This is a genomic window from Serratia sp. NGAS9 (genome assembly GCF_009905295.1).
GTDB lineage: Bacteria > Pseudomonadota > Gammaproteobacteria > Enterobacterales > Enterobacteriaceae > Serratia > Serratia bockelmannii.
In genome coordinates this window covers 2,181,399-2,206,536 of the sequence record NZ_CP047605.1, presented here as the reverse complement: position 1 = coordinate 2,206,536, position 25,138 = coordinate 2,181,399, and the positions used below count along the sequence as shown (strand labels likewise).

Below are 25,138 nucleotides of genomic sequence, written 5' to 3'. Positions count from 1 at the left end.
TCACCAGGGCGGATGCGGGGAGTTTGGCGTTGCCCCTCAGCTGAGGAAACGCGCTTTAACGTCGGCTGACAAACGCAGTTATCAGCATAAAGCGATGGTGAATAACGGCGACGGGATCACAGTAACCTCACCCCGTGCATTATTTACCTCATTGTGTGTAGTTTTTTATATCACTTCTTAATTATTGAACTCGCTGGGCCTCGCCAGCAAAGCTTGCAGATTATCCACACCAACGCTGGGCCATAAAAAACCTTGCAGGCCTAAAACACCGGCGTATCTGAGTTTATTAAAGTACTCTTTTTTCTCTATTCCTCCGACGATTACGCCTTTACATAACAGGTTGATATTCTTTAACAACGAGTCGATGACCACGTCATATCCCTGATGGGTAAACAGCTGCCAGTAAAAACGCTTGTCTATCTTTACATAGTCAAACAAACCATCGTACAGCGCGGTCAACGTGGCTTTACCGGAACCGAAATCATCGAGCCACAGCGTAAACATTTCGCTTAATCGCCGCACGCTCGGGTTGTTCTTCCCGGCCGAAAGATTCGGAAAACTCTCACTAATTTCAAATGCAATAAAAGGATATTGCCCGATCCGTTGACATAACGCCGAATCAGAAAGAATAAGTTCGACGATGGTTTCTTCGATATTGATGGTTAACTGCACGTTGTTACCGGTAAACCAAGCCGCATGCTGCTCCGCAAGTTTCAATTGCTCATTAAATAACTCAATCCTTTGTTCAGACGTCAATAAATTAATCCCAATTTCGGCCGGCATGGCTAAATCACCGTCGAGACTGTTGAAACGGCTCAACATTTCAACCGCCAACAGCCCGCCCTCCATTGAGTAAACAGGTTGCAAAACATAGCTACTAATAAAGTCAGCTTCGAGTTGGATGTTCATTTTAATGCCACAGGATGAATGGCTAGCGTATCATCGTATATCAATATATTTTATCGATCAATCCCTCTGGGATTAATCGGAAATATCAATGTAAATACCCATGAAATATCATTTAATTGATAGATTAAAGCTATACGACAATCGTGAAAGGCGCAAAGAAAAGCAGCCTGACTTATGCCATAGCGACCGCCAAACGCGTTATGTGAAAAGGTATTTGGCTTAAGTTGAATGGATTGGCGGCTAAATTTGACTTATCTCCCTTGTTTTATTTAAGAAAAATCTTAAATAAAGTAAAATAATCTTTCCTCCTTAACGCGGATTTTTCCTACCGTTAACGACGACTGATTAAATTTAATAACGCATCAATTCCGCCCGTTATTCTCGGCATTGAAAATGTAAAAAAGTGCCCATCTTGATTTTCAGAAAATCTGCGCTACGCCCCTGCTAAACGCCGATTTCAGCGATAAAAAAAGGGATGAGCACGCTCATCCCCTTCACCATTCCCACTCCGGCTAACGGATCGTTTCGCTCAGCCATTGCCGCAACTCGGCTAATTCGGCCGCCTGTTGAGGATACTCCGCCATCAGTCGGTCACAGCAGGCGGCGACGGGCTCACTGCGGTACGCGCAGCCCACCAGCATGTCCGCCAACCGCTGCAGCGGAGCGGGATTCAGGCTATCGGTGAACACCTGCGCGCGAACAATCGCCCCCTTCTCCACATCGAAGAACAAGTCTACGCCGCCCCAGACGAAACGCTCGTTAAGCAAGTGGCTGAACGCCGGCGCCTTGCCAAAATTCCATTCCCAACTGCTCTGTTTGGCGAACTGCGCGGCAAAATCGGGCAGATCGGGGAACACGTCCGGCGAAATAATCTCCGGCTCGACCGTCTCGCCATAGTGGGCGAAGAAGGCCTGTACGATGGCGTCGCATACCTGCGCATGGCTGATATCCGGCAAAAACTCCGCCAGATTCGCGACGCGCGAACGCACCGAGGTAATCCCCTTGGCCTGCAGCTTTTTGGGATCCGGATTGAGATAGTCCGCCAACCGTTCCAGATCGGCATTCAGCAGCAGCGTACCGTGATGGAAACCGCGATCCTGCGTTTCTCGATAGGCCGAGCCGGATATTTTGCGCGGCCCGTCGGCGGTTTCCATCACCAGATCGTTACGCCCCGACGCGCTGGCCGCCACGCCCAGCTCCCGCAGCGCTTGCAGAATGATGTCGGTCGAGACGCTCTTGTCGTAGCCCGGCTTGCCGGCCATAAAGGTGAAGCAGGTATTGCCCAGGTCGTGAAATACCGCCCCGCCGCCGCTGCTGCGCCGCGCCAGCCGAATGCCATCCTGCTCCATGCGCCGGGTATTGCACTCTTTCCAGGGGTTCTGCGACTGACCAATCACCACCGTTTCGGCATTGCGCCACAGGAAGAGAATTTTTTGCGTGGTCATTTCGCGGAAGATGCACTCTTCCACTGCCAGGTTGAACCAGGGATCGTAGGAGTCGGAGATCAGTAAACGCAGGCTGTTCATGGCAGGCACCGTTCAAAACACGAGATGCCGCCATGATACACCAAATCAACGGGTTAAGGTTAAATGCGTCGCGCCTGCCAGTACACACGCTTCCAATAGACGTTATCGAGCGAGGAGCGGATCACCCCGCGGCTGGTCGAAGCGTGGATAAACTGGTCATTGGTATCGTAAATGCCGACATGCAGGCCGTTCTCACCGCCGCCGGTTTTGAAAAACACCAGATCGCCCGGCATCAACTCATCGCGTGAGACCTTGGTACCCAGTGAGGTCTGTTCTTCGGTCGAACGCGGCAGTTGCATGTCGAAGCGATCGCGGAACGTGCGGTAAACAAAGCCGGAGCAATCTACGCCGCCGCGATCCAGGCCGCCGTAACGGTATGGCGTACCGTACCACTGGCGCAGTTGTTCATTGAGTTGGGCCACCACCACGATAGAATCCGCCAGGCGGCCGCTGGGCGGCGGCGCATGGCTGCTGCAGCCGGCGAGGATCAAACTGGCTAATAAAAACCACACACGCATCCGCATAATATCCCTTCATTGAACACGTTGCCGCATTATGCCATCCGGTACACCACCACACCGCCTGCGAGGCAAAGCCGGCACCACGTAAGGAGAGCGCTATTTGGCGTTAATTTATCTCCCGCACGGGGAAAAAGGCAAGCGCCATGAGGGAGATAATAGCAGGATCGCCGGTTTAGCCCCTATTCCGGCGATTTTGTCTCGGATTTGCTGTTAATCAGCCCGACGCCGAACAGAATAAACAGCGTGCCCAACGTTTTCAGCAGCGTAGCGGACTCGTTAAACCACGGCAGGATCACCGCCGCCAGGTAGACCAGCGCGTAGCTAACGCTCAACAGAGGATAAGCACGATTTAACGGCAGATGGCGCAGCGCGAAAAACCAACACAGCATCGACAGCGCATAGCCGAAGATGCCGCCGCCCACCGCCAGCAGCGGTATCCAGTAATTGCCGATCAACGCCAACGAGACATCGGCGAACGACATCAGCGGGATCTGCACCATGCCCCACTTCATCAGCAACTGCGCCAGCGTCACCAGCAGTACGCTGGCGGCGCCCCAGGCATAGCCCTTCATGAATGCACGCTCATCAGCAGGATCCCCAGCATAATCGACGCCACGCCGCACCAGTGGCGAGCGCTCGTCGGCTCATGAAACAGCCAGCGCGCCGCCAGCGTCACCATCACGAAGTTAAGGCTGAGCATCGGGTAAGCCAGGCTGAGCGGCAGACGCTGCAGCACATTGAGCCACACCGCCATGCCCAGCCCCAGCAGCAGCACCGCCAGCGCCAGCCAGCGCAGCGTCTGTTTCAGCCGCGCCTCGCCCGCCCGTTCCCAACAGTGCGCCGCCTGTTTCTGGCACAGCTGCCCACCACAGGTGAGCAGACTGACCACTATCACCAACAGAAAACCGATCATGGTTGCTGTTTATACCACATCAGCACCAGGCGGTTCATGCGATCCACCTTGTCTGCGGCAGGCAGTTCCTGCGGCAGCGCTTCGCCACGTGACAGTTGCAGCACCAACGATACGTTCCCCTGCTTACGCGCCTGCGCCAGCCACTGCGGGAAATCGGCATCGCTGATCAGGTGGCCTTTGGCGTCCGGATACTCCAGACCATAGGCAACCTCGCCTTTCTGGCTGTACATCAGCACGTCGCTGCGCTTCAGCTCCCAGGCCAGGCCGGCCGCCAGCCCAACGCTGTCGCTTAGCACGTAACGACTGTCGCCCAGCTCGGCCATCGTGGCGCGGGCGAAGTTTTGCGGCAGTTTGGAATCGGTCACCTGTTGCGGAATGGCGTAACCGATCACCAGGCACAGCAGCACCGGGCAAGCCGCCGCCCAGCGCCATTGGCGGCCGTTATCGCGTGCGGAAACCAGTGCGAACAGCAGCCAACCACCGAAGGCGATCAGGCCGAGCACCACTTTCGGCCACTCTTGGGGAGTAAACAGATGCGCTTTCGGCAGCAGACCGGAGCTCAACACCACCAGCGCCACGATGCCAATCAGCCCGAACAGGCCGTTCAACCAGGCATTGGCCTTGAACAGCTTGGCGCGCAGCGTGGCGGCATAGTCTTCCGCATAGGCGGTCATCAGCAGCGCCAGCGGCGCCATGCACGGCAGAATGTAGGTCGGCAGCTTGCCTTTGGCGATGCTGAAGAAGATCAACGGCATCATCGCCCAACTCAGCAGGAAGAACAGCTCCGGGCGCTGCACGCGCTCGCGCCAACCTTTGAGCAGCGCGCCGGGCAGCAGCGCCAGCCAAGGCAGCACCGCCGCCAGCAGAACCGGCAGGTAATACCAGAACGGCGCCTTGTGTTGAGCATTATCTTCGGCGAAACGCTGAATATGCTCGACCCAGAAGAAATAATTCCAGAAGTCGGGTTCGCGTTGCGCGATCGCCAGCGCCCACGGCAGGCTGAGCAGCGTCGCGGTCACGATCGCCACCGGGCCATAGCACAGCAGATCCTTGATGCGGCGTTGCTGGATAACGATCGGGATCACCGCGATCACCGGCACCGCCAGTGCCAGGAAGCCCTTGGTCATAAAGCCCATGCCGCAGGCCAAGCCCAGCAGTGCGTAAGCGCCCAGTTTTCCCTTGACCGAGGAGGCCTTCAGCGTCAGGTAATAACTGACCATCGCCGCCGCCAGCCACAGCGAGATCATCGGATCCAGCACGCTGTAGGTGCCGATGCTGAACACCAGCACCATCGACAGGAACATCAGCGCCGCCAGGCTGGCGCGGCGCGCATTGCGCCACATCAGCATCGCCAGCGCGAACACCAGCAGCGCGGTCATGCCGGTGCTGAACACCGAGCCGAAACGCACCGCAAAGTTGTTTTCGCCAAACAGCCACTGGCTGATGTTATTGAACCAGTAACCCGCTACCGGCTTTTCGAAATAACGCAGCCCCAGCAGGTGTGGCACCACCCAATCGCCGCGCTGCAGCATTTCACGACTGATCTCGGCATAACGCGTCTCATCCGGCTGCCACAGCAGGCGGCCGTTAAGCGGGATCAGGTAAACCAGAGCAAAAAAAACGGCCAGCAGAATGGCCCAGGATCCTTTTAGCGCCTTCATGTAACGTCCTTCACATCGGTTTGACAGCCCAGCCAACCTTCGCGGCCGGGGAAAGGAGCACGCTTGATGCGGCCCAACGGCAGTGACGCCAAATCTTGTGGTAACAGCGCGCTAAGCGGACAGAATTCGATGCCCTGCTGCCGTGCGCGTTGCAATAACTGTTCGAACATCGCCGCTTGCGACATGCCTTCCACTTCGGTGTGAATGGTGTACACCGGCACGCCGCGATCGTTCTCGATGGCGCGCAGAATGTAGTCGTTGAAGTCGGCCATGCTGACTTCGCTGCCGATCACTTCGTCGAAGGTCGGCAACGTCACCGGGATCTGCACCGTGCCGTGGCGCCCGTCGCTCAGCACCGGACGGAACGGATGGGTGCCGCGGCAATCGCTGTTGTAATGAAAGCCGAAGCGCTGCTTGACCTCCAGCACGCGCGTATCGGCACGCCAGCCCGCCACGGCGGAGCATTTCACCGGCTGGCCGGTGCAGGCGCTCAGGGCGTCGACGCCCCGCTGCACCTGTTCGGTCAGCTGCGCTTCGCTCCACTTGCCAACCTTGGCCTGCCACCCTTGGTGATCCCAGGCGTGCAGCCCGACTTCATGGCCGGCTTCGGCGGTGCGCTTCATCAGCGGCCCCAGCGCGCGTGAAATGTTGCGCCCCGGCCAGGCGGTACCAGCCAGCAGAATATCCAGCCCATACAGCGAGGCGGCGTTCGAACGCAGCATTTTCCACAGAAATTTCGGACGCAAAAGGCGCCAAAGATGGCGCCCCATGTTGTCCGGTCCCACGCTGAAGAAGAAGCTGGCCTGAATGTCGTACTTGTCGAACAGGTCCAGCAACTGCGGCACCCCTTCACGGGTGCCGCTGAAGGTATCTACATCAACCCGCAGACCGACTTTCTTCATGCACCGTTCCCTTCCTGAACGGTAGTGCGCAAGAAGTAGTCCAGCGTATCGGCGACGGTTTGCTTCATCTCGATGGTTGGCTGCCAGCCCAGCAGGCGGTGAGCGTTCTTGATGCTCGGCGTGCGGTGCTCGACGTCCTGGTAACCTTTACCGTAGTAGCTGCTGCTCTCCACGTCCTTGAAGCCGGCAAACGGCGGGAAGCGGTCGCGCAGCGGGTGGTTGTTGAAGCTTTCCAGCAGCATTTCCGCCAGCTCGCGGATGCTCGCTTCGTTGGTCGGGTTGCCGATGTTGACGATCTGGCCGTCGCACAGGCCATCACGGTTCTCAATGATGCGGAACAGCGCTTCGATGCCGTCGTTGATGTCGGTGAAGCAACGTTTCTGTGCGCCGCCGTCCATCAGTTTGATCGGCGAACCTTCCACCAGGTTGAGGATCAGCTGGGTGATGGCGCGGGAAGACCCGATGCGCGCGGCGTCCAGGTTATCCAGACGCGGCCCCATCCAGTTGAACGGACGGAACAGCGTGAACTTCAGGCCTTCTTTGGCGCCGTAAGCCCAGATCACCCGATCCAGCAGCTGTTTGGAGACCGAGTAGATCCAGCGTTGTTTATTGATTGGCCCGACGATCAGACGCGAATGGTCTTCATCGAACTCTTTGTCGTCGCACATGCCGTACACTTCTGAGGTGGACGGGAAGATGATGCGCTTGTTGTATTTCACGCAGTCGCGAACGATCTTCAGGTTCTCTTCGAAGTCAAGCTCGAACACGCGCAGCGGGTTACGGGTGTATTCGATCGGCGTCGCGATCGCCACCAGCGGCAGCACCACGTCGCATTTCTTGATGTGATACTCGATCCACTCGGAGTGGATGCTGATGTCGCCTTCCACGAAGTGGAAACGCGGGTTGTCGAGGAAGCGGCTGATGGCGTCAGAGCCGATATCCAGGCCGTAGATGTCGTAGCGATCGTCACGCAGCAGGCGTTCGGTCAGGTGGTTACCGATGAAGCCGTTAACCCCGAGGATCAGCACGCGAGTACGGCGTTTCATTACGGCATTCGGCTTGGCGGCCAGGCGCACGTCGGTGACGATGCCCATTTCTTGCGCCAGGCGGCTGCCCTGCACGTACAGACCGCTGTCGTTCTGGCCGGCGACGATCTCCAGCGCGCCTTCGCCACAGGCGATGACCAGCGGCGAGGCGCTCAGCACGGTGCCCGGTTGTTTATCATGTTGGGTATCCAGCACGCGGGAGCGCCAGACGATCAGCTTGCGCTGGCCGAGGTAGCTGAATGCGCCCGGGTACGGTTCGGTGACGGCGCGTACCAAGTTGTTGATCTCTTTGGCGGACTTGTGCCACAGGATCTCGCCGTCCGCTGCGGTGCGGCGGCCGAAGTAGCTGGCCTGAGACTCATCCTGCTTGGTGAAGGTGGCGGTGCCGTTCTTCAGTTTCGGCAACTGCTCTTGCAACACGACCTGCGCGGCTTCCAGCACTTTTTTGTGCAGCGTCAGCGCGGTGTCGTTGTCTGCGATGGTCACTTTCTGCTGACCAACGATGTCGCCGGCATCCGGGCGTTTCACCATCTTGTGCAGCGTGGCGCCGGTTTCAGTTTCGCCATTCACCAGCGCCCAGTTCACCGGGGCGCGGCCACGGTAGTGCGGCAGCAACGAACCGTGCAGGTTGAAACCGCCCTGCGGCGCCAGCGACAAGATCTCGTCGCTCAGCATGTGGCGGTAGTAGAACGAGAAGATCACGTCCGGCTGCAGTGCGCGGATGCGGTCAACCCATAGCGGGTGATTTACGTCTTCCGGCGCATAGACCGGCAGATCCAATTCGGCGCCCAAACGGGCCACGGAGGAGAAGAAATTGTTCTCACCAGGGTCGTCGGTGTGCGTGAATACGGCCTGCACGTCATAACCCGCCTCAGTCAGCGCTTTCAGACCTGCGCAGCCAATATCGTGGTAAGCAAATACAATAGCTTTCATCATTCTTCTTCCTGAGTATTGTGGTCCTGCTGTGCACCGACCACTTTCTGAACAAAATAGCGAGGACGCGCACGCACGTCGGTATAGATGCGGCCGATGTATTCACCCAGTAGCCCCATGCCAACAAACTGGGCGCCGATAAAGGTGAACAGCACGGCGAAGAGGGTGAACACGCCGCCGGCGGCCCATTCAGGGCCGAGCAGCAGACGCAGCGCAATCAGCACCAGTGCCAATACAAACCCGGACAGCGCCACGATGCTGCCGACCACGCTGAGCAAACGCAGCGGCGTAGTGGTCAGGCAGGTGATCAGGTCGTACATCAGGTTGATCAGCTTCATCAGGCTGTACTTGGAGTCGCCAAACTCACGTTCGGCGTGACGCACGTCGATCTCGGTCGTGCGACGGGCGAAGGTGTTCGCCAGAATCGGGATAAAGGTGCTGCGCTCGTGGCAGTGCAGCATCGCCTCAACGATATGACGACGGTAGGCACGCAGCATGCAGCCATAGTCCCCCATCGACTTGCCGGTGGCGCGTTGAATCATCATATTGATCACGCGCGAGGCGCTTTTGCGGAACCAGGAGTCTTGACGGTTGGCGCGCACGGTGCCCACCACGTCATAGCCCTCTTCCGCCACGCTGACCAGACGAGGGATCTCCTCCGGCGGGTTCTGCAGATCGGCGTCCAGCGTAATCACCAAATCGCCGGTCACCTGATTGAAACCGGCCATAATGGCCGAGTGCTGGCCATAGTTGCGGTTCAGCAGGACAGCGACCACGTTGCTGTCCTGCTTTTCCGCCGCCGCAGTCAGCATGTCGGCGGAATTGTCGCTGCTGCCATCGTCGACGAGGATGATTTCATAGGGTTGAGATAACTGCTTACAGGCGGCAGTAGTGCGTTCCAGCAACGCCGGCAGGCTTTCCTGCTCGTTGTATACCGGGATGACTATCGACACTTTTTTAATCGGTTCAACGCGAGACACGTAAAGACTCCACAACAGAAGACAAGGCATTGACCACGCGATCCACGTCGGCGTCGGTCATATCAGGGAATAGCGGTAAGGTGCACAGCCGCGCCGAGTTCCACTCGGTATTCGGCAAAGAAAGCTGCGGATAGCGCTCACGGTAGAATTTCTGGGTGTGCGCGGCACGGAAATGCAGCCCGGTGCCGATGCCAACCTCTTTCAGGCGCTCCATCAGTTGGTCGCGATCGAGGCCGCAGCGCTCGGGATCGACGCGCACCATAAACAGGTGCCAGGCGTGGTCATGCGGATAATCCGGCACGCCCAACGGTTGGAACGGCGAGCCTTCCAGCGCGCTCAGGTAGCGCTGCGCCAGCGCCTTGCGACGCGCGTTCAGCTCGGCGAAGCGCGAAAGTTGCACCACGGCGATCGCCGCGTGAATGTCGGACAGATTGTATTTGTACCCCGGTTCCACCACTTCGGCCTGCGGTTTGCGGCCAAGCTGCTGGCGATCGAAGGCATCGACGGCCAGACCGTGGAACTTCAGGCAACGCAGGCGATCCGCCAGCGCATCGTCGTCGGTGGCGATCAGGCCGCCTTCGGCGCAGGTCACATTTTTGATCGCATGGAAAGAGAAAATCGCCGTGCCGCGCGCGCCGACCCATTCGCCGTTGTAGCGCGTGCCGACCGCGTGGGCGGCGTCTTCGATCAGCGGCAGACCATGGCGTTCGGCCACGGCGCGCAGCGCATCCATCTGCAGGGGGGCACCGGCGTAATGCACCGGAACAATCGCTTTGGTATTCGGGGTGATGGCAGCCTCGACGTCGGCGGCGCTGACCATCAACGTATCGCGGTCAACATCGATCATCACCGGCGTGGCGCCCAGCAGCTCGATCATGTTGAGGGTGGAGACCCAGGTTTGCGAAGGGGTGATGACTTCGTCGCCAGGGCCGACGCCAAGCGCCATTAACGTGATGTGCATGCCCGCCGTGGCGGAACTGACCGCGATGGCGTGCTTACAGCCGAAGGTGGAACAGAAGCCGCTTTCCAGTTGCTGGTTTTGCGGCCCGGTGGTGATCCAACCGGAGCGCAACACTTTCTCTACCGCGGCGATTTCTTCATCGCCGATGGCCGGACGAGAGAAAGGCAAAAATTGATCCATAGTTAACCCCAAACGTATCGAGCTGCTTTTGATGACACTGTAAATCCCTTTCGTTTAACGAATATTAAACGCCAGAGAAGAATCGTTTCCGTGGATTAACTGACAATGTAAGGCCGCAAGCTTAACTAAACCTTAAGACGAGACTCGTCATCAGTGGGAGAACTGATAGGAAGGTGCCGTCATCATTAATTTAAATTTATTATTAAAATCAATTTCTTATATTTATTAATAATTATTTACTTATTTTATTTTTGCCGAATCAAGCGTAGCACGTCATCGACGTTTTTCAAGAAAATCCACGAGAAAATGAGAGGCAGCACAATAATAGCCGATGATTACCCGGCTATTTATATTCACTACGTTTAGTTTTCGTTTACATTTATGCCGCCGGGGCGAATTAAGCCGTGCGGGTCATGATCCAACGCTGGTTCCCCACCCATTGCAGGTGGAAATCCACTTCATAGATCTGCGACAACAGTGCGGGCACCATCACCTCACGGGTGATGCCCTGCGCGACCAACTGCCCAGCGTGCAACAACCAAACCCGATCGGCCTGCTGCAGGGTATGATTCAGATCGTGCGCACACACTAGCGCGCTGCGCCCACTTTGGCAGAATTCGCGCAGCAGGCGATCCAGCGCAACCTTTTGCGCCACATCCAGGCTATTGGTCGGTTCATCCAGCAACAACAATCGGCTATGCGGGTTGACGCTGGGCCACACCTGCAGCAATACCGCCGCCAGTCGCACCCGTTGCCATTCTCCGCCGGAAAGCTGCGCCAGCATGCGTGACAGTTTATCCACCAGCTTCAACCGCTGGCACAGATAGAGGATGGCTTGCTCCATCTCGGTTTGCGCCGCGCCGGCAGGCCGGTGCAACGCCAAATACTGAAACACCGGCATGAGCGACACCGGCGGCTGTTGCTGGCTGAGATAACCGCGTCGGTGCGCCAGCTCGTCGCCCGAATAACCGGACAGCGCGCGTCCGTCCAGGCAGACTTCGCCCTGCCCCGGCAGCATGCCCGCCGCCCGGGCCAGCAAGGTGCTCTTCCCTGCGCCATTTGGGCCGATCAGGTGAACCTGCAACCCGCCGTCAATCTGTGCCGTAAAAGGCGCCAGGCGCCCCGCCACCCCAACCTCAACGAGTTGCAGCATCCGTATTATCCCGCCAGCGCTTGTTTCACCGCCGCCACCAGCGCCGGATCCTCTGGCGTGGTGTCAGGCGAGAAGCGCTGGATCACCGTGCCGTCGCGTGCGATAAGGAATTTCTCGAAGTTCCACAGAATATCGCCGGTGTGCTTCGGCGCACGCCCTTTGCTGGTCATCCGCGCCAGGAACTCGCTGCCTTCCGGGGCGACAGCTTCCGGCTGGGCGGCAATCAACGCCTGATACAGCGGATGACGGCCTTCGCCGTTCACCTCAATCTTGGCGAACATCGGGAATTGCACGCCGAAGGTTCCGCGGCAAAACGCCAGGATCTCTTCGTTGCTGCCCGGCTCCTGACCCAGAAATTCATTGGACGGGAACCCCAGAACTTCCAGCCCCCGATCGCGATAGGTTTCGTACAGCGCTTCCAGCCCTTCGTACTGCTTGGTCAGGCCGCACTCCGAGGCTACGTTGACCACCAGCAGCACCTTGTCCTGATAGCTCCCCAGCGTGGTGGCCTGATTCTCGATAGTCTGTAACGGCAGATTGTAGATTGGCTTACTCATCGGTTGTCATCCTTTGGTTTTTTAATGGCAGGTGAATAAAGAAAACTACCTTACGCCCTTTGTCCGGGTCAGTAACCAGATAAATAGCGGCGCCCCCAGCGTGGCGGTCACCACGCCGATCGGCAGCTCGGCCGCCAGCAGCGCAACGCGGGCCACCACATCGGCCACCAGCAACACGCCGGCCCCCGCCAGCGCGCAGGCCGGCAACAGATAGCGTTGGTCAGTCAGGCCCGTGAGCCGCAAAATATGCGGGATCACTAGGCCGACGAAGCCGATCACCCCGGCCAGCGCCACGCTGACACCGACCAGCCAGCCGATCGCCAGCACCAGCAGATTGCGCCACAGATGCAGCGACAGCCCGAGCTGTCGCGCCTGCACCTCGCCCAGCGCCATCAGATTGAGCACCCGCCCCTGGCCACACAGCCACAGCAACACCGGCAGCAGCGCCAGCACCAGCCACTTTTGGCGCCAGTCTACGCCGCCGAAGCCGCCCATCATCCAGTACATCAGCTGCCGCAGATCGAGACTGGTACTGAAATAAACGGCCCAGGTCATCAGCGCGCTACACACGATGCCCAGCGCCACGCCGACCAGCAACAACCGCGCATTGGTCAAGCGTCGCCGGCGAGCAAAGCCCAACAGCAAGAAAGTCATCGCCAGCGCACCGACTATCGCGGCGGCGCTCATCAGCGCCACCGGCAACAAACCGTGCCCCAACAACACCGTCAGCACCAGCGCGACACCGGCGCCGTTAGCGACGCCCAGCAGACCGGGCTCCGCCAGCGGGTTTTCAAACAGCGCCTGCATCACCGCGCCCGCCACCGCCAGGGCCGCGCCGACCAGCATCACCGCCAGCGCGCGCGGCAAACGCAGTTGCCAAACGAACAGTTGCGCCCGTTCGCTGAACCATTCTGACGGCCATATCCATTGGTCGCCGGCGCAAAGGCTGAACAGTAAAGCCACCGCCACGCCCAGCGCCAACAGACTGACCTGGCGTTTATCGCAGTAACGTTGATGTTGCAACAGTAAGGTGAAGGTACGGCTGGTTGGCATGGCGCGGCGATTCCCTGCCGGCCGCTGTCGTGGCCGGATAATTGACGTCTGAGTCGAATATTAGGGGGTTAACGCCGCAAGGGGAAGCCTTGCGTAGGCGATGGCGCAGGAAAGCAGCGGCTGGTCCTGCCCGTCATCGCAACGATGATGGCAAAACCAGCCGCCGATAAACTCAGGGATTAACGATGCGGGCCGGCGTTGCCCGGTGGATAAGGCTGACCGCGGGCGTCATCACGGCGGTCATGGTCACCACGATCGTCATGACGGCGGTCGTGGTCGCGATTATCGCGATCGCCGTGGAACGGATTGCCGCTGCGTGCCGGCTGGCGATGTTCATAGCCACGCGGCGGCGAAGGTTGCCAGCGTCCGCCGTCCCAGTACAGACCGCGCGCATTGCGCTCCCCCAGACCTCGGCCCTGGTGCGCATGCCACCACTGCGGTGGGCGCCAGTCGTAGCCATCCCAGTAGTAGCCGCGGCGGTCCTGATCCCCCAGGTGCAGAGAAACGCCCGGCACGTTGATATCGACGGACACATCGGCCTGCGCCGCCAGCGGCAGCAACAGCGGGATACACACCAGCAACAGGATTTTTTTCATTTTACCTTCTCACTCTATTTTTCTTGCTGCAGTGGTTATATCAGCGCATTTATTTAACGACTATCTCATCGATACCTATTTTCAGATCGTTTTCGACGGCCTTACACAATCCCTACACTGTTTGCCGCCGCCTTTAATTATCATAGCCACTGACAAGGCTTAACGAATTGCTGACATCGCTTAAGCGACGCGACAATTATAATTAACTGGATTCCCATCGGAGGATAATAAAATGATTAAACGTATAGGTAGGTTGTTAGCCGTTGTAGCCTTGGCCTCAAGCCTCAGCGCCTGCTGCTGGGGCCCTCACTGGGGCGGCGGCCACCGCGGCGATGGCCCTGGCCATTATTACGGCCGTTACTGAGGAGAGAAAATAGATTCACTCATCAACAATAATAAGATATAAGAATATTCCGCAACTGAGGTTAAATTAATCCCTCCATACCGACTTAACGAACAAATTTAATAGTCGCCTTGAGAATTAGGAATAAACTGAATTTTGTCCCAGAAAAGAAAAAGGCCGCGCAAGCGGCCTTTTTTGATGTCACGTCACTCACCCTTTCGGGCTGGCGTTTTCTACCCGGCTTTTCAGCTTCTGCCCCGGACGGAAGGTCACCACGCGGCGCGCCGTAATCGGAATGTCTTCGCCGGTCTTCGGGTTACGCCCCGGACGTTGGTTCTTGTCACGCAGATCAAAGTTGCCAAAACCCGACAGTTTTACCTGTTCGCCATTCTCAAGGGCCCGACGGACCTCTTCAAAGAACAGTTCCACCAGGTCTTTGGCGTCCCGTTTGCTAAGCCCAAGCTTCTCAAACAGGTGTTCTGACATTTCAGCTTTAGTAAGCGCCATAGGTTCAATCCCTCAAGGATGCTTGGAATCGCTGTTTTAGAGCCTCTACGCATTTTGCAACGGTAGCGGCTATCTCCTCTTCTTCCAGTGTACGAGCGGTATCCTGCAATACCAGACTGATAGCCAGGCTCTTGTCACCTTCTGCCACGCCCTTGCCACGGTACACGTCAAACAAGTTTACGCCAACTACCTGATTTGCGCCAACTTTCTTACACTCGGCCAAAATATCTTCTGCGGGGACGTTTTCAGCCACCACAACAGCGATATCACGGCGGTTTGCCGGGAAGCGCGAAATCTCCCGCGCCTGAGGCACGGCGCGGCTCGCAAGCTTGTTCCACTCCAGTTCAAACACCACGGTGCGGCCGTTAAGATCCAGTTTACGTTCAAGTTCCGGGTGAACCACACCGATGAAACCAACGCGTTCGCCGTGCAAATAAATCGCCGCACTTTGCCCTGGATGCAGGGCCGGATTGGCTTCCGCCCGGAACTGAATTTCGGATAATTTACCGGTCAGCTCGAGGACAGACTCCAGATCCCCTTTTAAATCATAGAAGTCGACGGGCTTGCGCGCCAGATCCCAATGTTCATCGTGCGTATGGCCGGCGATCACGCCTGCCAGCATGACGTCCTGACGGATACCCAGATTTGCCGCACTATCAGGCACAAAGCGCAGGCCGCTTTCGAACAGGCGCAGACGCGTCTGCTGGCGGTTCTGGTTGTACACTACCGCGGACAGCAGGCCGGTCCACAGCGACAGACGCATGGCCGACATTTCGACCGAAATCGGGCTCGGCAGGATCAGCGCTTCTTCATTCGGATGCAGCAACGCCTGCACTTTCGGATCGACGAAGCTATAGGTGATCGCTTCCTGATAACCGTGATCGACCAGCATGGTCTTCACGCGCTTGAGCGTCAGATCGGCTTCGCGATGCTGGGTCATCACCAGATCGGCACGCACCGGCACATCCGGGATGTTGTCGTAGCCGTAAACACGCGCCACTTCTTCCACCAGATCCTCTTCGATCTCCATATCGAAACGCCAGCTCGGCGCGATCGCTTGCCAGCTGTCGCCCTGCTCGGTCACCTGACAACCCAGGCGGCGCAGAATGTCGCTGACCTGCTCACTCGGCACCACGTGGCCGATCAGGCGATCCAACTTCTCGCGGCGCAGCGTGATGGTGGCGCGCTTCGGCAATTCGTTTTCATCGGTCACGTCAATAATCGGACCGGCCTGGCCGCCACAGATGTCGAGCAGCAGGCGCGTGGCGCGCTCCATCGCTTTGTACTGCAGCGCCGGATCGACACCGCGCTCATAGCGATGAGAAGCATCGGTGTGCAGGCCGTGACGGCGTGCACGGCCGGTGATCGACAGCGGGCTGAAGAAAGCGCACTCCAGCAGCACGTCCTGGGTTTCCCCGTTGACGCCGGAATGCTCGCCGCCGAAGATGCCGCCCATCGCCAACGCTTTTTGATGATCGGCGATCACTAAGGTGTCGGCGTTCAGTTTGGCTTCGTTACCGTCCAGCAGCGTCAAGGTTTCCCCTTCTTCCGCCATGCGCACCACGATGCCGCCGTCGATGCGGCTCAGATCGAAGGCGTGCATCGGCTGGCCAAGTTCCAACAGCACATAGTTGGTGACGTCGACGACGGCATCGATAGAACGGATACCGCAACGACGCAGTTTTTCACGCATCCACAGCGGGCTTGGCGCCTTGACGTCGATGCCTTTCACCACGCGGCCCAGATAACGCGGGCACGCCTGCGGCGCGTCAACGCGGATCGGCAGCGTGGCGTCGATGGTGGCGGCCACCGGGCTCATGTCCGGCTCGGTCAGCGCAACCTGGTTCAGTACGCCCACGTCACGCGCAACGCCGATGATGCCCAGGCAGTCGGCGCGGTTCGGGGTAACGCTGATCTCGATGGTGTTGTCGTTCAGTTTCAGATAGTCACGGATGTCGGTGCCGATTGGCGCATCCAGCGGCAGCTCAATGATGCCGTCATGATCGTCGGAAATGCCCAGCTCGGAGAACGAGCACAGCATGCCTTCCGAAGGTTCGCCGCGCAGCTTGGCGGCCTTGATTTTGAAATCGCCCGGCAGCACTGCACCCACGGTGGCGACCGCCACTTTCAGGCCGGTACGGCAGTTCGGCGCGCCGCAGACGATGTCGAGCAGGCGATCGCCGCCTACGTTAACCTTGGTGACGCGCAGTTTGTCGGCGTTCGGGTGTTGGCCGCACTCGACCACTTCGCCCACCACAACGCCGTTAAACGCGCCGGCAACCGGGTCCACGCCGTCCACTTCCAGACCGGCCATGGTGATTTGATCGGATAATGCTTCGCTGCTGATGGCCGGGTTTACCCACTCGCGCAACCAGAGTTCACTGAATTTCATGTGATATTCCCGCCTTACTTAAACTGTTTGAGGAAACGCAGATCGTTTTCGAAGAATGCGCGCAGGTCGGTGACGCCGTAACGCAGCATCGTCAGGCGCTCCATGCCCATGCCGAAGGCGAAGCCGGAGTAAACTTCCGGATCGATGCCCACGTTGCGCAGCACGTTCGGATGCACCATGCCGCAGCCCAGCACTTCTAGCCATTTGCCGTTCTTGCCCATCACGTCCACTTCAGCGGACGGTTCGGTGAACGGGAAGTAGGACGGACGGAAACGAACCTGCAGGTCTTCTTCAAAGAAGTTGTTCAGGAAATCGTGCAGCGTGCCCTTCAGGTTGGTGAAGCTGATGTCTTTATCGACGATCAGCCCTTCCATCTGGTGGAACATTGGGGTGTGGGTCTGATCGTAGTCATTACGATAAACGCGGCCCGGCGCAATGATGCGGATCGGCGGCTGCTGGTTCTTCATGGTGCGGATCTGCACGCCGGAAGTCTGGGTGCGCAGCAGGCGCGTGGCGTCGAACCAGAAGGTATCGTGGTCGGCGCGCGCCGGGTGATGCCCTGGAATGTTCAGTGCGTCGAAGTTATGGTAATCGTCTTCAATCTCCGGGCCGGTGGCAACGGAGAAGCCCAGCTCGCCGAAGAAGGTTTCGATACGGTCGATGGTGCGGGTCACCGGATGCAAACCGCCGTTTTCCATGCGACGGCCCGGCAGGGAGACGTCGATGGTTTCAGCCGCCAGGCGCGCGTTCAGCGCGGCGCTTTCCAGCGCGTTCTTGCGCGCGTTCAGGGCGTCTTGCACCTCTTGCTTGGCCTGGTTGATCACCGCGCCGGCCGCCGGGCGGTCCTCCGCCGGTACGTCGCGCAGAGACTGCATCTGCAAGGTGAAATGACCTTTCTTGCCAAAATATTCGACGCGTACCAAATCTAACGCGGCAATATCCTGGGCATCTTCTACGGCTGCCTTGGCACTGGCAACCAGCTCTGCGAGATGTGGCATTGCTTTCCTCTTCCTCTGGCCGGGATGGCCCTAAGTAATTGTTATCTATTATTCGAACACGCCTTTGAGCAATCTTCAAAGACTTTTCAATGCGTTGTCGGCCGGATGGCTCACCTGCGCGGCACAGGGCCGGCTGAGTACCCGCCGTTCTCACCGCAACGCTTTGCAAGGCGAGCCGATGGCCAAAAACAAAAAAGCCTCCACGAGGGAGGCTTAGGCGCTACTTTTCGTTTCTTTTCTTACGCGCAAAGCCTCCTGAAATCAGGCGCTAAAGTAAAAAAAGAAACGAAAAATAGCTGCGTGCATGATTGCGGTACCTTGTCGATGATTGACCACCAGTGATATAGCGGCGGGCAATGAAAGTCAATATTTGTCGCTGAAAACAAAGATTAAAAGAGGGAGCAAGCTCCCTCTTCTACTGACTTACGCCAGAGCTGCTTTCGCTTTCTCAACCAGTGCGCCGAAGGCCACTTTGTCGAAGACTGCGATGTCAGCCAGGATCTTACGGTCAATTTCGATCGACGCTTTTTTCAAGCCGTTGATGAACTTGCTGTAAGACAGACCGTTCTGACGAGCAGCTGCGTTGATACGTGCAATCCACAGCTGACGGAACTGACGCTTACGTTGACGACGGTCACGGTAAGCATACTGGCCTGCTTTGATTACTGCCTGGAAGGCAACACGATATACGCGCGAACGGGCACCGTAGTAACCTTTCGCCTGCTTCATAATTTTCTTGTGACGTGCGCGTGCAATTACACCACGTTTTACGCGAGCCATATGCTCTCTCCTAAAGTCTTATTCTAAATTCAAAAAAAATGGCTTATGCGTACGGCAGGCACGCGGTAACCAGGACCAGATCGTTTTTAGACACCATGCCTTTCGGACGCAGGTGACGTTTACGCTTGGTTGCTTTTTTGGTCAGAATATGACGCAGGTTGGCATGTTTACGCTTAAAACCACCGCTGCCGGTTTTTTTGAAGCGCTTGGCTGCACCACGTACAGTTTTAATCTTTGGCATTTTAATTAAATCCACTTCGCATTGTTAAACAACGAATCAGTTGGGCGAATAAAACCCACACAGCGCAAGCGCCGCGCGGGTTCCATTACTTGTAAGCCTTACTGTTTCTTCTTAGGAGCGAGCACCATAATCATCTGGCGGCCTTCGATCTTCGTAGGGAAGGATTCGACCACTGCCAGATCCATATCTTCACACAGGTCTTTACGGACGCGGTTAAGCACTTCCATACCGATCTGCTGGTGCGCCATCTCACGCCCACGGAAACGCAGGGTGATTTTGGCTTTATCGCCATCTTCCAGAAAGCGAATCAGGTTGCGTAGTTTGACCTGATAGTCGCCATCATCGGTGCCAGGACGGAATTTGATTTCCTTAACCTGGATAACTTTTTGCTTCTTCTTCTGTTCTTTCGTCGACTTGCTCTTCTCGTAGAGGAATTTGCCGTAATCCATGATTCGGCAAACTGGCGGTTCGGCATTTGGGCTGATTTCTACTAAATCAACGCCCGCTTCCTCAGCTTTTTCAAGAGCTTCATTCAGACTGACAATACCAATCTGCTCGCCATCGACGCCGGTTAGGCGAACTTCTTGCGCGCGAATTTCTCTGTTAATGCGATTAGGACGCGCCGGTTGAACTCGTTTTCCGCCTTTAATACTTTATTCCTCCAGTTGATGAAGACTACGGCTGCGAATCTCTTTCAGCAGCTTGTCTACGACTTCGTTTACGTCCAGGCTTCCCAAGTCTTTGCCACGGCGGGTACGAACGGCAACTTTGCCTGCTTCGACCTCTTTGTCACCGCACACCAACATGTAAGGGACTCGACGTAAAGTATGTTCGCGAATTTTAAAGCCAATCTTCTCATTTCTCAAGTCCGCTTTCACGCGAATACCTGCATCCTGCAGTTTTTTGGTCAATTGCTGGACGTAATCAGACTGGCTATCGGTGATATTCATCACCACCACCTGCACCGGAGCGATCCAGGTCGGGTAGAACCCGGCGTATTCTTCGGTAAGGATACCGATGAAGCGTTCCATGGAGCCCAAAATGGCGCGGTGAATCATTACCGGCACGACGCGATCGTTGTTTTCGCCAACGTACGATGCGCCCAAACGGCCCGGCAAGAAGAAATCGAGCTGCACGGTACCACATTGCCATGCGCGATCCAAACAATCATGCAGGGTAAATTCAATTTTCGGTCCGTAGAAGGCGCCCTCACCCGGCTGATATTCAAACGGAATGCCGTTCTCGGTCAGCGCGGCGGCCAGGTCTTCTTCCGCACGGGTCCACATGTCGTCGGTGCCGATGCGTTTTTCCGGACGCGTGGACAGCTTGACGGCGATCTTGTCGAAGCCGAAAGTGCCGTACACATCATACACCATGCGGATACATTCGTTCACTTCGGCGCGCACCTGCTCTTCGGTACAGAAGATGTGGGCGTCATCCTGCGTGAAGCCGCGCACGCGCATCAAGCCGTGCAGTGAACCCGAAGGCTCGTTGCGGTGGCAACTGCCGAATTCACCCATGCGCAGCGGCAAATCACGGTACGACTTCAGGCCCTGGTTGAAGATCTGCACGTGACCCGGGCAGTTCATCGGCTTGATGCAGTATTCGCGGTTTTCCGACGCGGTGGTGAACATGGCGTCTTTGTAGTTTTCCCAGTGGCCGGTTTTTTCCCACAGCACGCGGTCCATCATGAACGGACCTTTCACTTCCTGGTACTGATACTCTTTGAGCTTCATGCGCACGAAGGCTTCCAGCTCGCGGAAGATAGTCCAACCGTCGTTGTGCCAGAACACCATACCCGGCGCTTCTTCCTGCATGTGATACAGGTCGAGCTGTTTGCCGATCTTGCGGTGATCGCGCTTGGCCGCTTCTTCCAGACGCTGCAGGTAGGCGTTCAGCTGCTTCTTGTCTGCCCAGGCGGTACCGTAGATACGCTGCAGCATTTTGTTTTTGCTGTCGCCGCGCCAGTAAGCGCCGGAGGTTTTCTGCAGTTTGAAATGGTGGCAGAAACGCATGTTCGGCACGTGCGGGCCGCGGCACATGTCGACGTATTCTTCGTGGTGATACAGACCCGGACGATCGTCATGGCTGATGTTCTCATCCAGGATCGCCACTTTATAGATTTCGCCGCGCTCAGCGAAGGTGTCACGGGCTTCTTGCCAGCTGACCTTCTTCTTGATGACGTCGTAATCCTTATCGGCCAACTCGTGCATCCGCTTTTCCAGCAGATCCAGGTCTTCCTGCGTCAGGGTGCGGTCGATGTCCACGTCATAATAAAAACCGTTGTCGATCACCGGACCGATCGCCATTTTGGTATCCGGCCACAGCTGCTTGATCGCATGACCCAGCAGGTGCGCGCAGGAGTGGCGCATGATTTCCAGACCGTCTTCATCTTTGATGGTGATGATGGCCAACTGCGCATCCGATTCGATCAGATCGCCGGCGTCAACCAGCTCGCCGTTGACGCGGCCGGCGATACAGGCTTTCGCCAGGCCAGGGCCGATATCGCGCGCGACATCCATCGGGGAAACGGGGTGGTCGAAATGACGCTGACTTCCGTCAGGAAGGGTAATAACAGGCATTAATAATTCCTTATCTACAGTGGTGACCCACACGACAGATCACATGCAGTACGAAAATTGGATTTTGGGTTTGGTCAGCCAGGTTTCAGATCTCGCCCACAATTGCCAGATTGAAACCTCACTGGGTATACAGAATGGAACGCATACCTTCTCAGCCGCATTCGGCTAAGCGAATAGTATCACTAAAATTGTTCCGGATAAATAAAGTGCCGCCGCCCTCACACTTCCGCCTCATTCGCCGCAAAAACGCCTTTCAGATAGCTGAGGGTAGCCAACAGACACAGGCCGTAGCCCAACAGTTCGCACCCCTCTTCCACCATGTTTTTCACCACTCGGTTGTAGCCGTCCAGCATCAGCGTTTGCCACAGCGCGCTCATGCCGAACAGGCGTGAAAACACCAGAATGCACAGCAGGCCGGCGCACATCATGCCGTAGCCGGGATGCGTCACGAAATAGGCCAGACCGCGCACCGTGGCCGCAATATGCCTTGCAGCATGCCACAGGCAGGCCAAGGCGACCGCCAGTGCGAACCACACCCAGGCGCCATGCCACAACGCATCGAACGCGAAGTCCATCTCGCGGATCAGCATGCAGAGAAAGAAGCCGCCAACCAGCAGCCAGGCGGAACGCCGCTCGGCCTGTCGCCGGGCCGCGGCGAAAAAACCGCCGGAGATGGCGAGCAGCAACAGTTCCTGTGCCGCTTCGGTCAGCGAGGTTTCATGAACGAAGTTATGCAGCCAGTGCACATCGATAAACACCAGGCCGACCAATGCCGCCATGAAGGCGGCGGAAAGCGCGAATGCGCCGATTTTCCCCAGTAAAAGATGCAGTTCTTGTTTCATAATCACACTCATTATTATTTACAGCGCATCTATGGTATCCACCTGTTCTCAGGGATCGTGGCAATTGGTGCCTAATGCCCTGAGCCACGCGAAAGGTGGTCGTTAATTACGCCGAAACAATAAAAAAACCCCGGCACCTGGGCCGGGGTGGGGCCAGTCTTTCCTGGCTGTCACTTCATCGTCGTCAATATTCCAGGCTCTCATCCCTCCATCATCGAGACGAGCAAAGGAGCCCGAAGATTACGCCTGCGCAGGTGATACCGCGATACGGCGGGCATTGGTGTTAACGCCCCACAAGCCTGCCAACGCACTGACCACTGCGCCAATCAACAGCGCAAAGAATGACCATAATGCAGCCCGCGACAATTCGTCTGCAGCAGCGGCAGCCTGTTCGCGCGCCTTCTGTTTCAGCTCCACATACTCCTGTTTTGCCTGATTGATTTTTGCTTCGGCGTCATCCAAACGCTGATTAACCAGCTGTGCAGTTTTATTTTTGGCTTCGACCAAATTCTTCACCGTCTGGTCCACTTCCTGCGGCGTCATATCGGTATTTTCTGCCAAGGCCTTTTTCAGGGCGTCTTGATCCACATCTTGCGAGATGACCTCACCCTGTTTTTTAAGCTTGGCGACCAGTTGATTAATAATGGCGTCGCTATTGTCAGGCTGAAGTGCCAGGGCTTTTACTGCGTCCGCCAAATCAGTTTTGGCCGCATTCAACTGCTGTTGCATGAATTCAGGCTGCAATGACGGGATACCGCTTTTTTTAAGCGCCGTAACCACATCGCCTTGCAGCTGTTCAGGTTCCAAGGTTGTGTCAATGCCCAACTTGTCAAACACTTTACCGCCGGCGTCCGCCAATCCGGATGCCCCTTTGCCAATCGCTGAACCGGCGCCGGAGAGCAAGCTGCCGGAGGTCGAAGCGATAGCGCCCAGCGCATTGCCGGTCGCCTTCACTGCAGACCCGACCAGCATCCCACCCAGCACCGCCGCCACAATCAGTGACGTAGCCCAGACCAGGAAGCCATGAATAAGTCCGTCATTAGCAGCCAAACGCCCAGCAATAAAAGCGCCGGCGGCCAAACTAATAATGATTGAAACAGCGGACCAAATCACTACGGTGGTACCGGCGCCGTTTATCGGATCGTCTGATGTCGGATCCACGATGGAGAATCCAAGACTGGTGCCTAACGTCGACAGCAGCAGTGAAACAGCCAATACGGTGATCACGCCGCCGATGACGCTGCCCCAGGAGATTTTTTTCGCCGCTACCCATTCTTTTGCCACTTCCATAGTAAAACTCCTTTTAAGTTTTCGATTATAAAGAAATGCCAGAAAGCCTTACCATTATAGACTCGCTTCATCAATCAGGCGGTTAAAGGGTGAAAACAGTTAAAAATAATTAATGATAATAACATCAAGAGTGCGTCTACTCTCAGCGGCGATACGCTGACAGACCGTCTTAGCATCACTATTCTTACGCTATCCACCAGTGAACAGGGTCTTAGCGCAAAACATGAACCGGTTACTCGCAGCCCTCATCGTGGCGTGCGCGGCATTGGCGACGTTATATGGGCTGGTGCATTTTGGCGCGCGTTCGGTGCCGCGCGCGATCGCGGTCAACGAGGCGCCGCTGGGGTGTGAGGATGAACCTGAGCTCGCCGGCGAGTGCGGCGATGACGATGAGGCTCCCGCCGACGAATTTCGCCGGCCGGCGACGCTGAACGCCCGGGCCGACGGTTAATTAACGTTACGAGCTATCCCCATTGCCGCCAGGCGTACGGCAGGCTAGGCTGTTCAGCTCATGGGCCGCCGTTTGGCGGCTTGAACGTTGCACAGGGAGTCTATTTTATGACGGGTATTTTGCAGTTATTCCAGGCCATCGGACTGGGTTTGGTGCTGCTGTTGCCGCTGGCCAACCCGCTGACCACGGTGGCGTTGCTGCTCGGGTTGTCCGGCAATATGACGCGCGAAGAGCGTAATCAGCAGTCGCTGATGGCCTCGGTTTATGTGTTCTGCATCATGACGGTGGCGTTTTACGCCGGGCAGGTGGTGATGAACACCTTCGGCATTTCGATCCCCGGCCTGCGCATCGCCGGCGGCCTGATCGTCGCCTTCATCGGTTTTCGCATGCTGTTCCCGCAGCAGAGCCCCGAAGACGCGCCGGAGGTGGAGAGCAAGTCGCACGAGCTGCGCCACAAGACGTCGGCCAACATCGCCTTCGTGCCGCTGGCCATGCCGAGCACCGCCGGGCCGGGCACCATCGCGATGATCATCAGCTCGGCATCGAGCGTCAAAGCGAACTCGCTGGGCTTTGAACCCTGGGTGTTGGCCGTGGCGCCGGTCGCCATCTTCCTGACGGTCGCGGTGATCCTGTGGGCCTGCCTGCTCAGTTCCGGCGCCATCATGCGGTTGGTGGGGAAAAGCGGCATCGAGGCGATCTCGCGCCTGATGGGGTTCCTGCTGGTGTGCATGGGCGTTCAGTTCATCATCAACGGCGTGCTGGAGATCATCTCCACCTATACACCGACCGCCTGATCATACAAAACGGGCGCGATCGTCGCG

The 25,138-nt window shown here is 57.1% G+C and carries 26 protein-coding genes and 1 other annotated feature; of the genes, 2 read left to right on the top strand and 24 right to left on the bottom strand.

Going from position 1 to position 25,138, the window contains the following annotated elements; all coding sequences use genetic code 11:
• Nucleotides 1–177: 177 nt before the first annotated feature.
• The 24 genes from GUC32_RS10695 to GUC32_RS10580 all read right to left on the bottom strand — a co-directional run bounded on the left by GUC32_RS10695 (nt 178) and on the right by GUC32_RS10580 (nt 23,866).
• Nucleotides 178–909, bottom strand: a complete 732-nt coding sequence (locus tag GUC32_RS10695) for an EAL domain-containing protein (RefSeq protein ID WP_147823425.1) — start codon at nt 907–909, stop codon at nt 178–180.
• 512 nt (nt 910–1,421) lie between these two features.
• A complete protein-coding gene (locus GUC32_RS10690) occupies nt 1,422–2,435 on the bottom strand; it encodes a lipoate--protein ligase A (RefSeq protein ID WP_025302630.1) in 1,014 nt (337 codons plus the stop codon).
• 59 nt (nt 2,436–2,494) lie between these two features.
• The gene (locus tag GUC32_RS10685; RefSeq protein ID WP_016927954.1) at nt 2,495–2,959 is read right to left on the bottom strand and encodes an NlpC/P60 family protein; all 465 of its coding nucleotides are present in this window, start codon (nt 2,957–2,959) and stop codon (nt 2,495–2,497) included.
• A 176-nt stretch (nt 2,960–3,135) separates the two neighbouring features.
• Nucleotides 3,136–3,528: a 4-amino-4-deoxy-L-arabinose-phosphoundecaprenol flippase subunit ArnF gene (arnF, locus tag GUC32_RS10680; RefSeq protein ID WP_089195823.1), complete on the bottom strand. Its 393-nt coding sequence runs from the start codon at nt 3,526–3,528 to the stop codon at nt 3,136–3,138.
• Complete coding sequence (arnE, locus tag GUC32_RS10675) at nt 3,525–3,869, bottom strand: 4-amino-4-deoxy-L-arabinose-phosphoundecaprenol flippase subunit ArnE (RefSeq protein ID WP_060432951.1); 345 nt, start codon at nt 3,867–3,869, stop codon at nt 3,525–3,527. Before arnE ends, arnF begins: the two co-directional genes overlap by 4 nt.
• Nucleotides 3,866–5,530: a lipid IV(A) 4-amino-4-deoxy-L-arabinosyltransferase gene (gene arnT, locus GUC32_RS10670; RefSeq protein WP_025302627.1), complete on the bottom strand. Its 1,665-nt coding sequence runs from the start codon at nt 5,528–5,530 to the stop codon at nt 3,866–3,868. Before arnT ends, arnE begins: the two co-directional genes overlap by 4 nt.
• Nucleotides 5,527–6,432 carry a 4-deoxy-4-formamido-L-arabinose-phosphoundecaprenol deformylase gene (arnD, locus tag GUC32_RS10665; protein ID WP_025302626.1) on the bottom strand — a complete coding sequence of 302 codons (906 nt, stop codon included), beginning with the start codon at nt 6,430–6,432 and terminating at the stop codon, nt 5,527–5,529. Before arnD ends, arnT begins: the two co-directional genes overlap by 4 nt.
• Nucleotides 6,429–8,411 (bottom strand): bifunctional UDP-4-amino-4-deoxy-L-arabinose formyltransferase/UDP-glucuronic acid oxidase ArnA, encoded by a 1,983-nt coding sequence (gene arnA, locus GUC32_RS10660; protein WP_043143392.1) that lies wholly within the window; start codon nt 8,409–8,411, stop codon nt 6,429–6,431. Before arnA ends, arnD begins: the two co-directional genes overlap by 4 nt.
• The gene (gene arnC / locus GUC32_RS10655) at nt 8,411–9,391 is read right to left on the bottom strand and encodes an undecaprenyl-phosphate 4-deoxy-4-formamido-L-arabinose transferase (RefSeq protein ID WP_141997921.1); all 981 of its coding nucleotides are present in this window, start codon (nt 9,389–9,391) and stop codon (nt 8,411–8,413) included. Before arnC ends, arnA begins: the two co-directional genes overlap by 1 nt.
• Complete coding sequence (arnB, locus tag GUC32_RS10650; protein WP_369435719.1) at nt 9,378–10,532, bottom strand: UDP-4-amino-4-deoxy-L-arabinose aminotransferase; 1,155 nt, start codon at nt 10,530–10,532, stop codon at nt 9,378–9,380. Before arnB ends, arnC begins: the two co-directional genes overlap by 14 nt.
• A 397-nt stretch (nt 10,533–10,929) precedes the next feature.
• Nucleotides 10,930–11,685: a vitamin B12 ABC transporter ATP-binding protein BtuD gene (gene btuD / locus GUC32_RS10645; RefSeq protein ID WP_369435718.1), complete on the bottom strand. Its 756-nt coding sequence runs from the start codon at nt 11,683–11,685 to the stop codon at nt 10,930–10,932.
• 5 nt (nt 11,686–11,690) lie between these two features.
• The gene (locus GUC32_RS10640) at nt 11,691–12,242 is read right to left on the bottom strand and encodes a glutathione peroxidase (protein ID WP_025302621.1); all 552 of its coding nucleotides are present in this window, start codon (nt 12,240–12,242) and stop codon (nt 11,691–11,693) included.
• A 45-nt stretch (nt 12,243–12,287) separates the two neighbouring features.
• Nucleotides 12,288–13,295 carry a vitamin B12 ABC transporter permease BtuC gene (gene btuC / locus GUC32_RS10635; RefSeq protein WP_025302620.1) on the bottom strand — a complete coding sequence of 336 codons (1,008 nt, stop codon included), beginning with the start codon at nt 13,293–13,295 and terminating at the stop codon, nt 12,288–12,290.
• A 179-nt stretch (nt 13,296–13,474) separates the two neighbouring features.
• A complete protein-coding gene (locus GUC32_RS10630) occupies nt 13,475–13,891 on the bottom strand; it encodes a DUF2502 domain-containing protein (RefSeq protein WP_025302619.1) in 417 nt (138 codons plus the stop codon).
• A gap of 553 nt (nt 13,892–14,444) precedes the next feature.
• Entirely contained in the window at nt 14,445–14,741 is a 297-nt protein-coding gene (gene ihfA, locus GUC32_RS10625; RefSeq protein ID WP_004931414.1) for an integration host factor subunit alpha, read from the bottom strand.
• A 4-nt stretch (nt 14,742–14,745) separates the two neighbouring features.
• On the bottom strand, nt 14,746–17,133 hold the full coding sequence (gene pheT, locus GUC32_RS10620; protein ID WP_049205172.1) for a phenylalanine--tRNA ligase subunit beta: 2,388 nt from the start codon (nt 17,131–17,133) through the stop codon (nt 14,746–14,748).
• A gap of 14 nt (nt 17,134–17,147) precedes the next feature.
• Nucleotides 17,148–18,131 (bottom strand): phenylalanine--tRNA ligase subunit alpha, encoded by a 984-nt coding sequence (pheS, locus tag GUC32_RS10615; protein WP_025302617.1) that lies wholly within the window; start codon nt 18,129–18,131, stop codon nt 17,148–17,150.
• Between the two features lie 187 nt (nt 18,132–18,318).
• Nucleotides 18,319–18,441 (bottom strand) — a sequence feature (Phe leader region).
• Nucleotides 18,393–18,437, bottom strand: coding sequence for a pheST operon leader peptide PheM (gene pheM / locus GUC32_RS10610; RefSeq protein ID WP_121626058.1), 45 nt, complete (start codon nt 18,435–18,437; stop codon nt 18,393–18,395). Its footprint overlaps the feature before it by 45 nt.
• A 113-nt stretch (nt 18,442–18,554) precedes the next feature.
• Nucleotides 18,555–18,911, bottom strand: a complete 357-nt coding sequence (gene rplT, locus GUC32_RS10605; protein WP_004931417.1) for a 50S ribosomal protein L20 — start codon at nt 18,909–18,911, stop codon at nt 18,555–18,557.
• A gap of 43 nt (nt 18,912–18,954) precedes the next feature.
• Entirely contained in the window at nt 18,955–19,152 is a 198-nt protein-coding gene (rpmI, locus tag GUC32_RS10600; protein ID WP_004931418.1) for a 50S ribosomal protein L35, read from the bottom strand.
• A 98-nt stretch (nt 19,153–19,250) separates the two neighbouring features.
• Nucleotides 19,251–19,802, bottom strand: a complete 552-nt coding sequence (infC, locus tag GUC32_RS10595) for a translation initiation factor IF-3 (RefSeq protein WP_048233542.1) — start codon at nt 19,800–19,802, stop codon at nt 19,251–19,253.
• A gap of 3 nt (nt 19,803–19,805) precedes the next feature.
• Nucleotides 19,806–21,734, bottom strand: a complete 1,929-nt coding sequence (gene thrS / locus GUC32_RS10590) for a threonine--tRNA ligase (RefSeq protein WP_025159696.1) — start codon at nt 21,732–21,734, stop codon at nt 19,806–19,808.
• Nucleotides 21,735–21,952: 218 nt separating this feature from the next.
• Nucleotides 21,953–22,576: a hypothetical protein gene (locus GUC32_RS10585; RefSeq protein ID WP_149570162.1), complete on the bottom strand. Its 624-nt coding sequence runs from the start codon at nt 22,574–22,576 to the stop codon at nt 21,953–21,955.
• Between the two features lie 240 nt (nt 22,577–22,816).
• A complete protein-coding gene (locus tag GUC32_RS10580; RefSeq protein WP_025302615.1) occupies nt 22,817–23,866 on the bottom strand; it encodes a YrzE family protein in 1,050 nt (349 codons plus the stop codon).
• A 223-nt stretch (nt 23,867–24,089) separates the two neighbouring features.
• Here GUC32_RS10580 and GUC32_RS10575 point away from each other — a divergent pair, with 223 nt between their 5' ends.
• Entirely contained in the window at nt 24,090–24,317 is a 228-nt protein-coding gene (locus tag GUC32_RS10575) for a hypothetical protein (RefSeq protein WP_025302614.1), read from the top strand.
• 107 nt (nt 24,318–24,424) lie between these two features.
• Nucleotides 24,425–25,111: a MarC family NAAT transporter gene (locus tag GUC32_RS10570; RefSeq protein WP_025302613.1), complete on the top strand. Its 687-nt coding sequence runs from the start codon at nt 24,425–24,427 to the stop codon at nt 25,109–25,111.
• Nucleotides 25,112–25,138 lie beyond the last annotated feature (27 nt).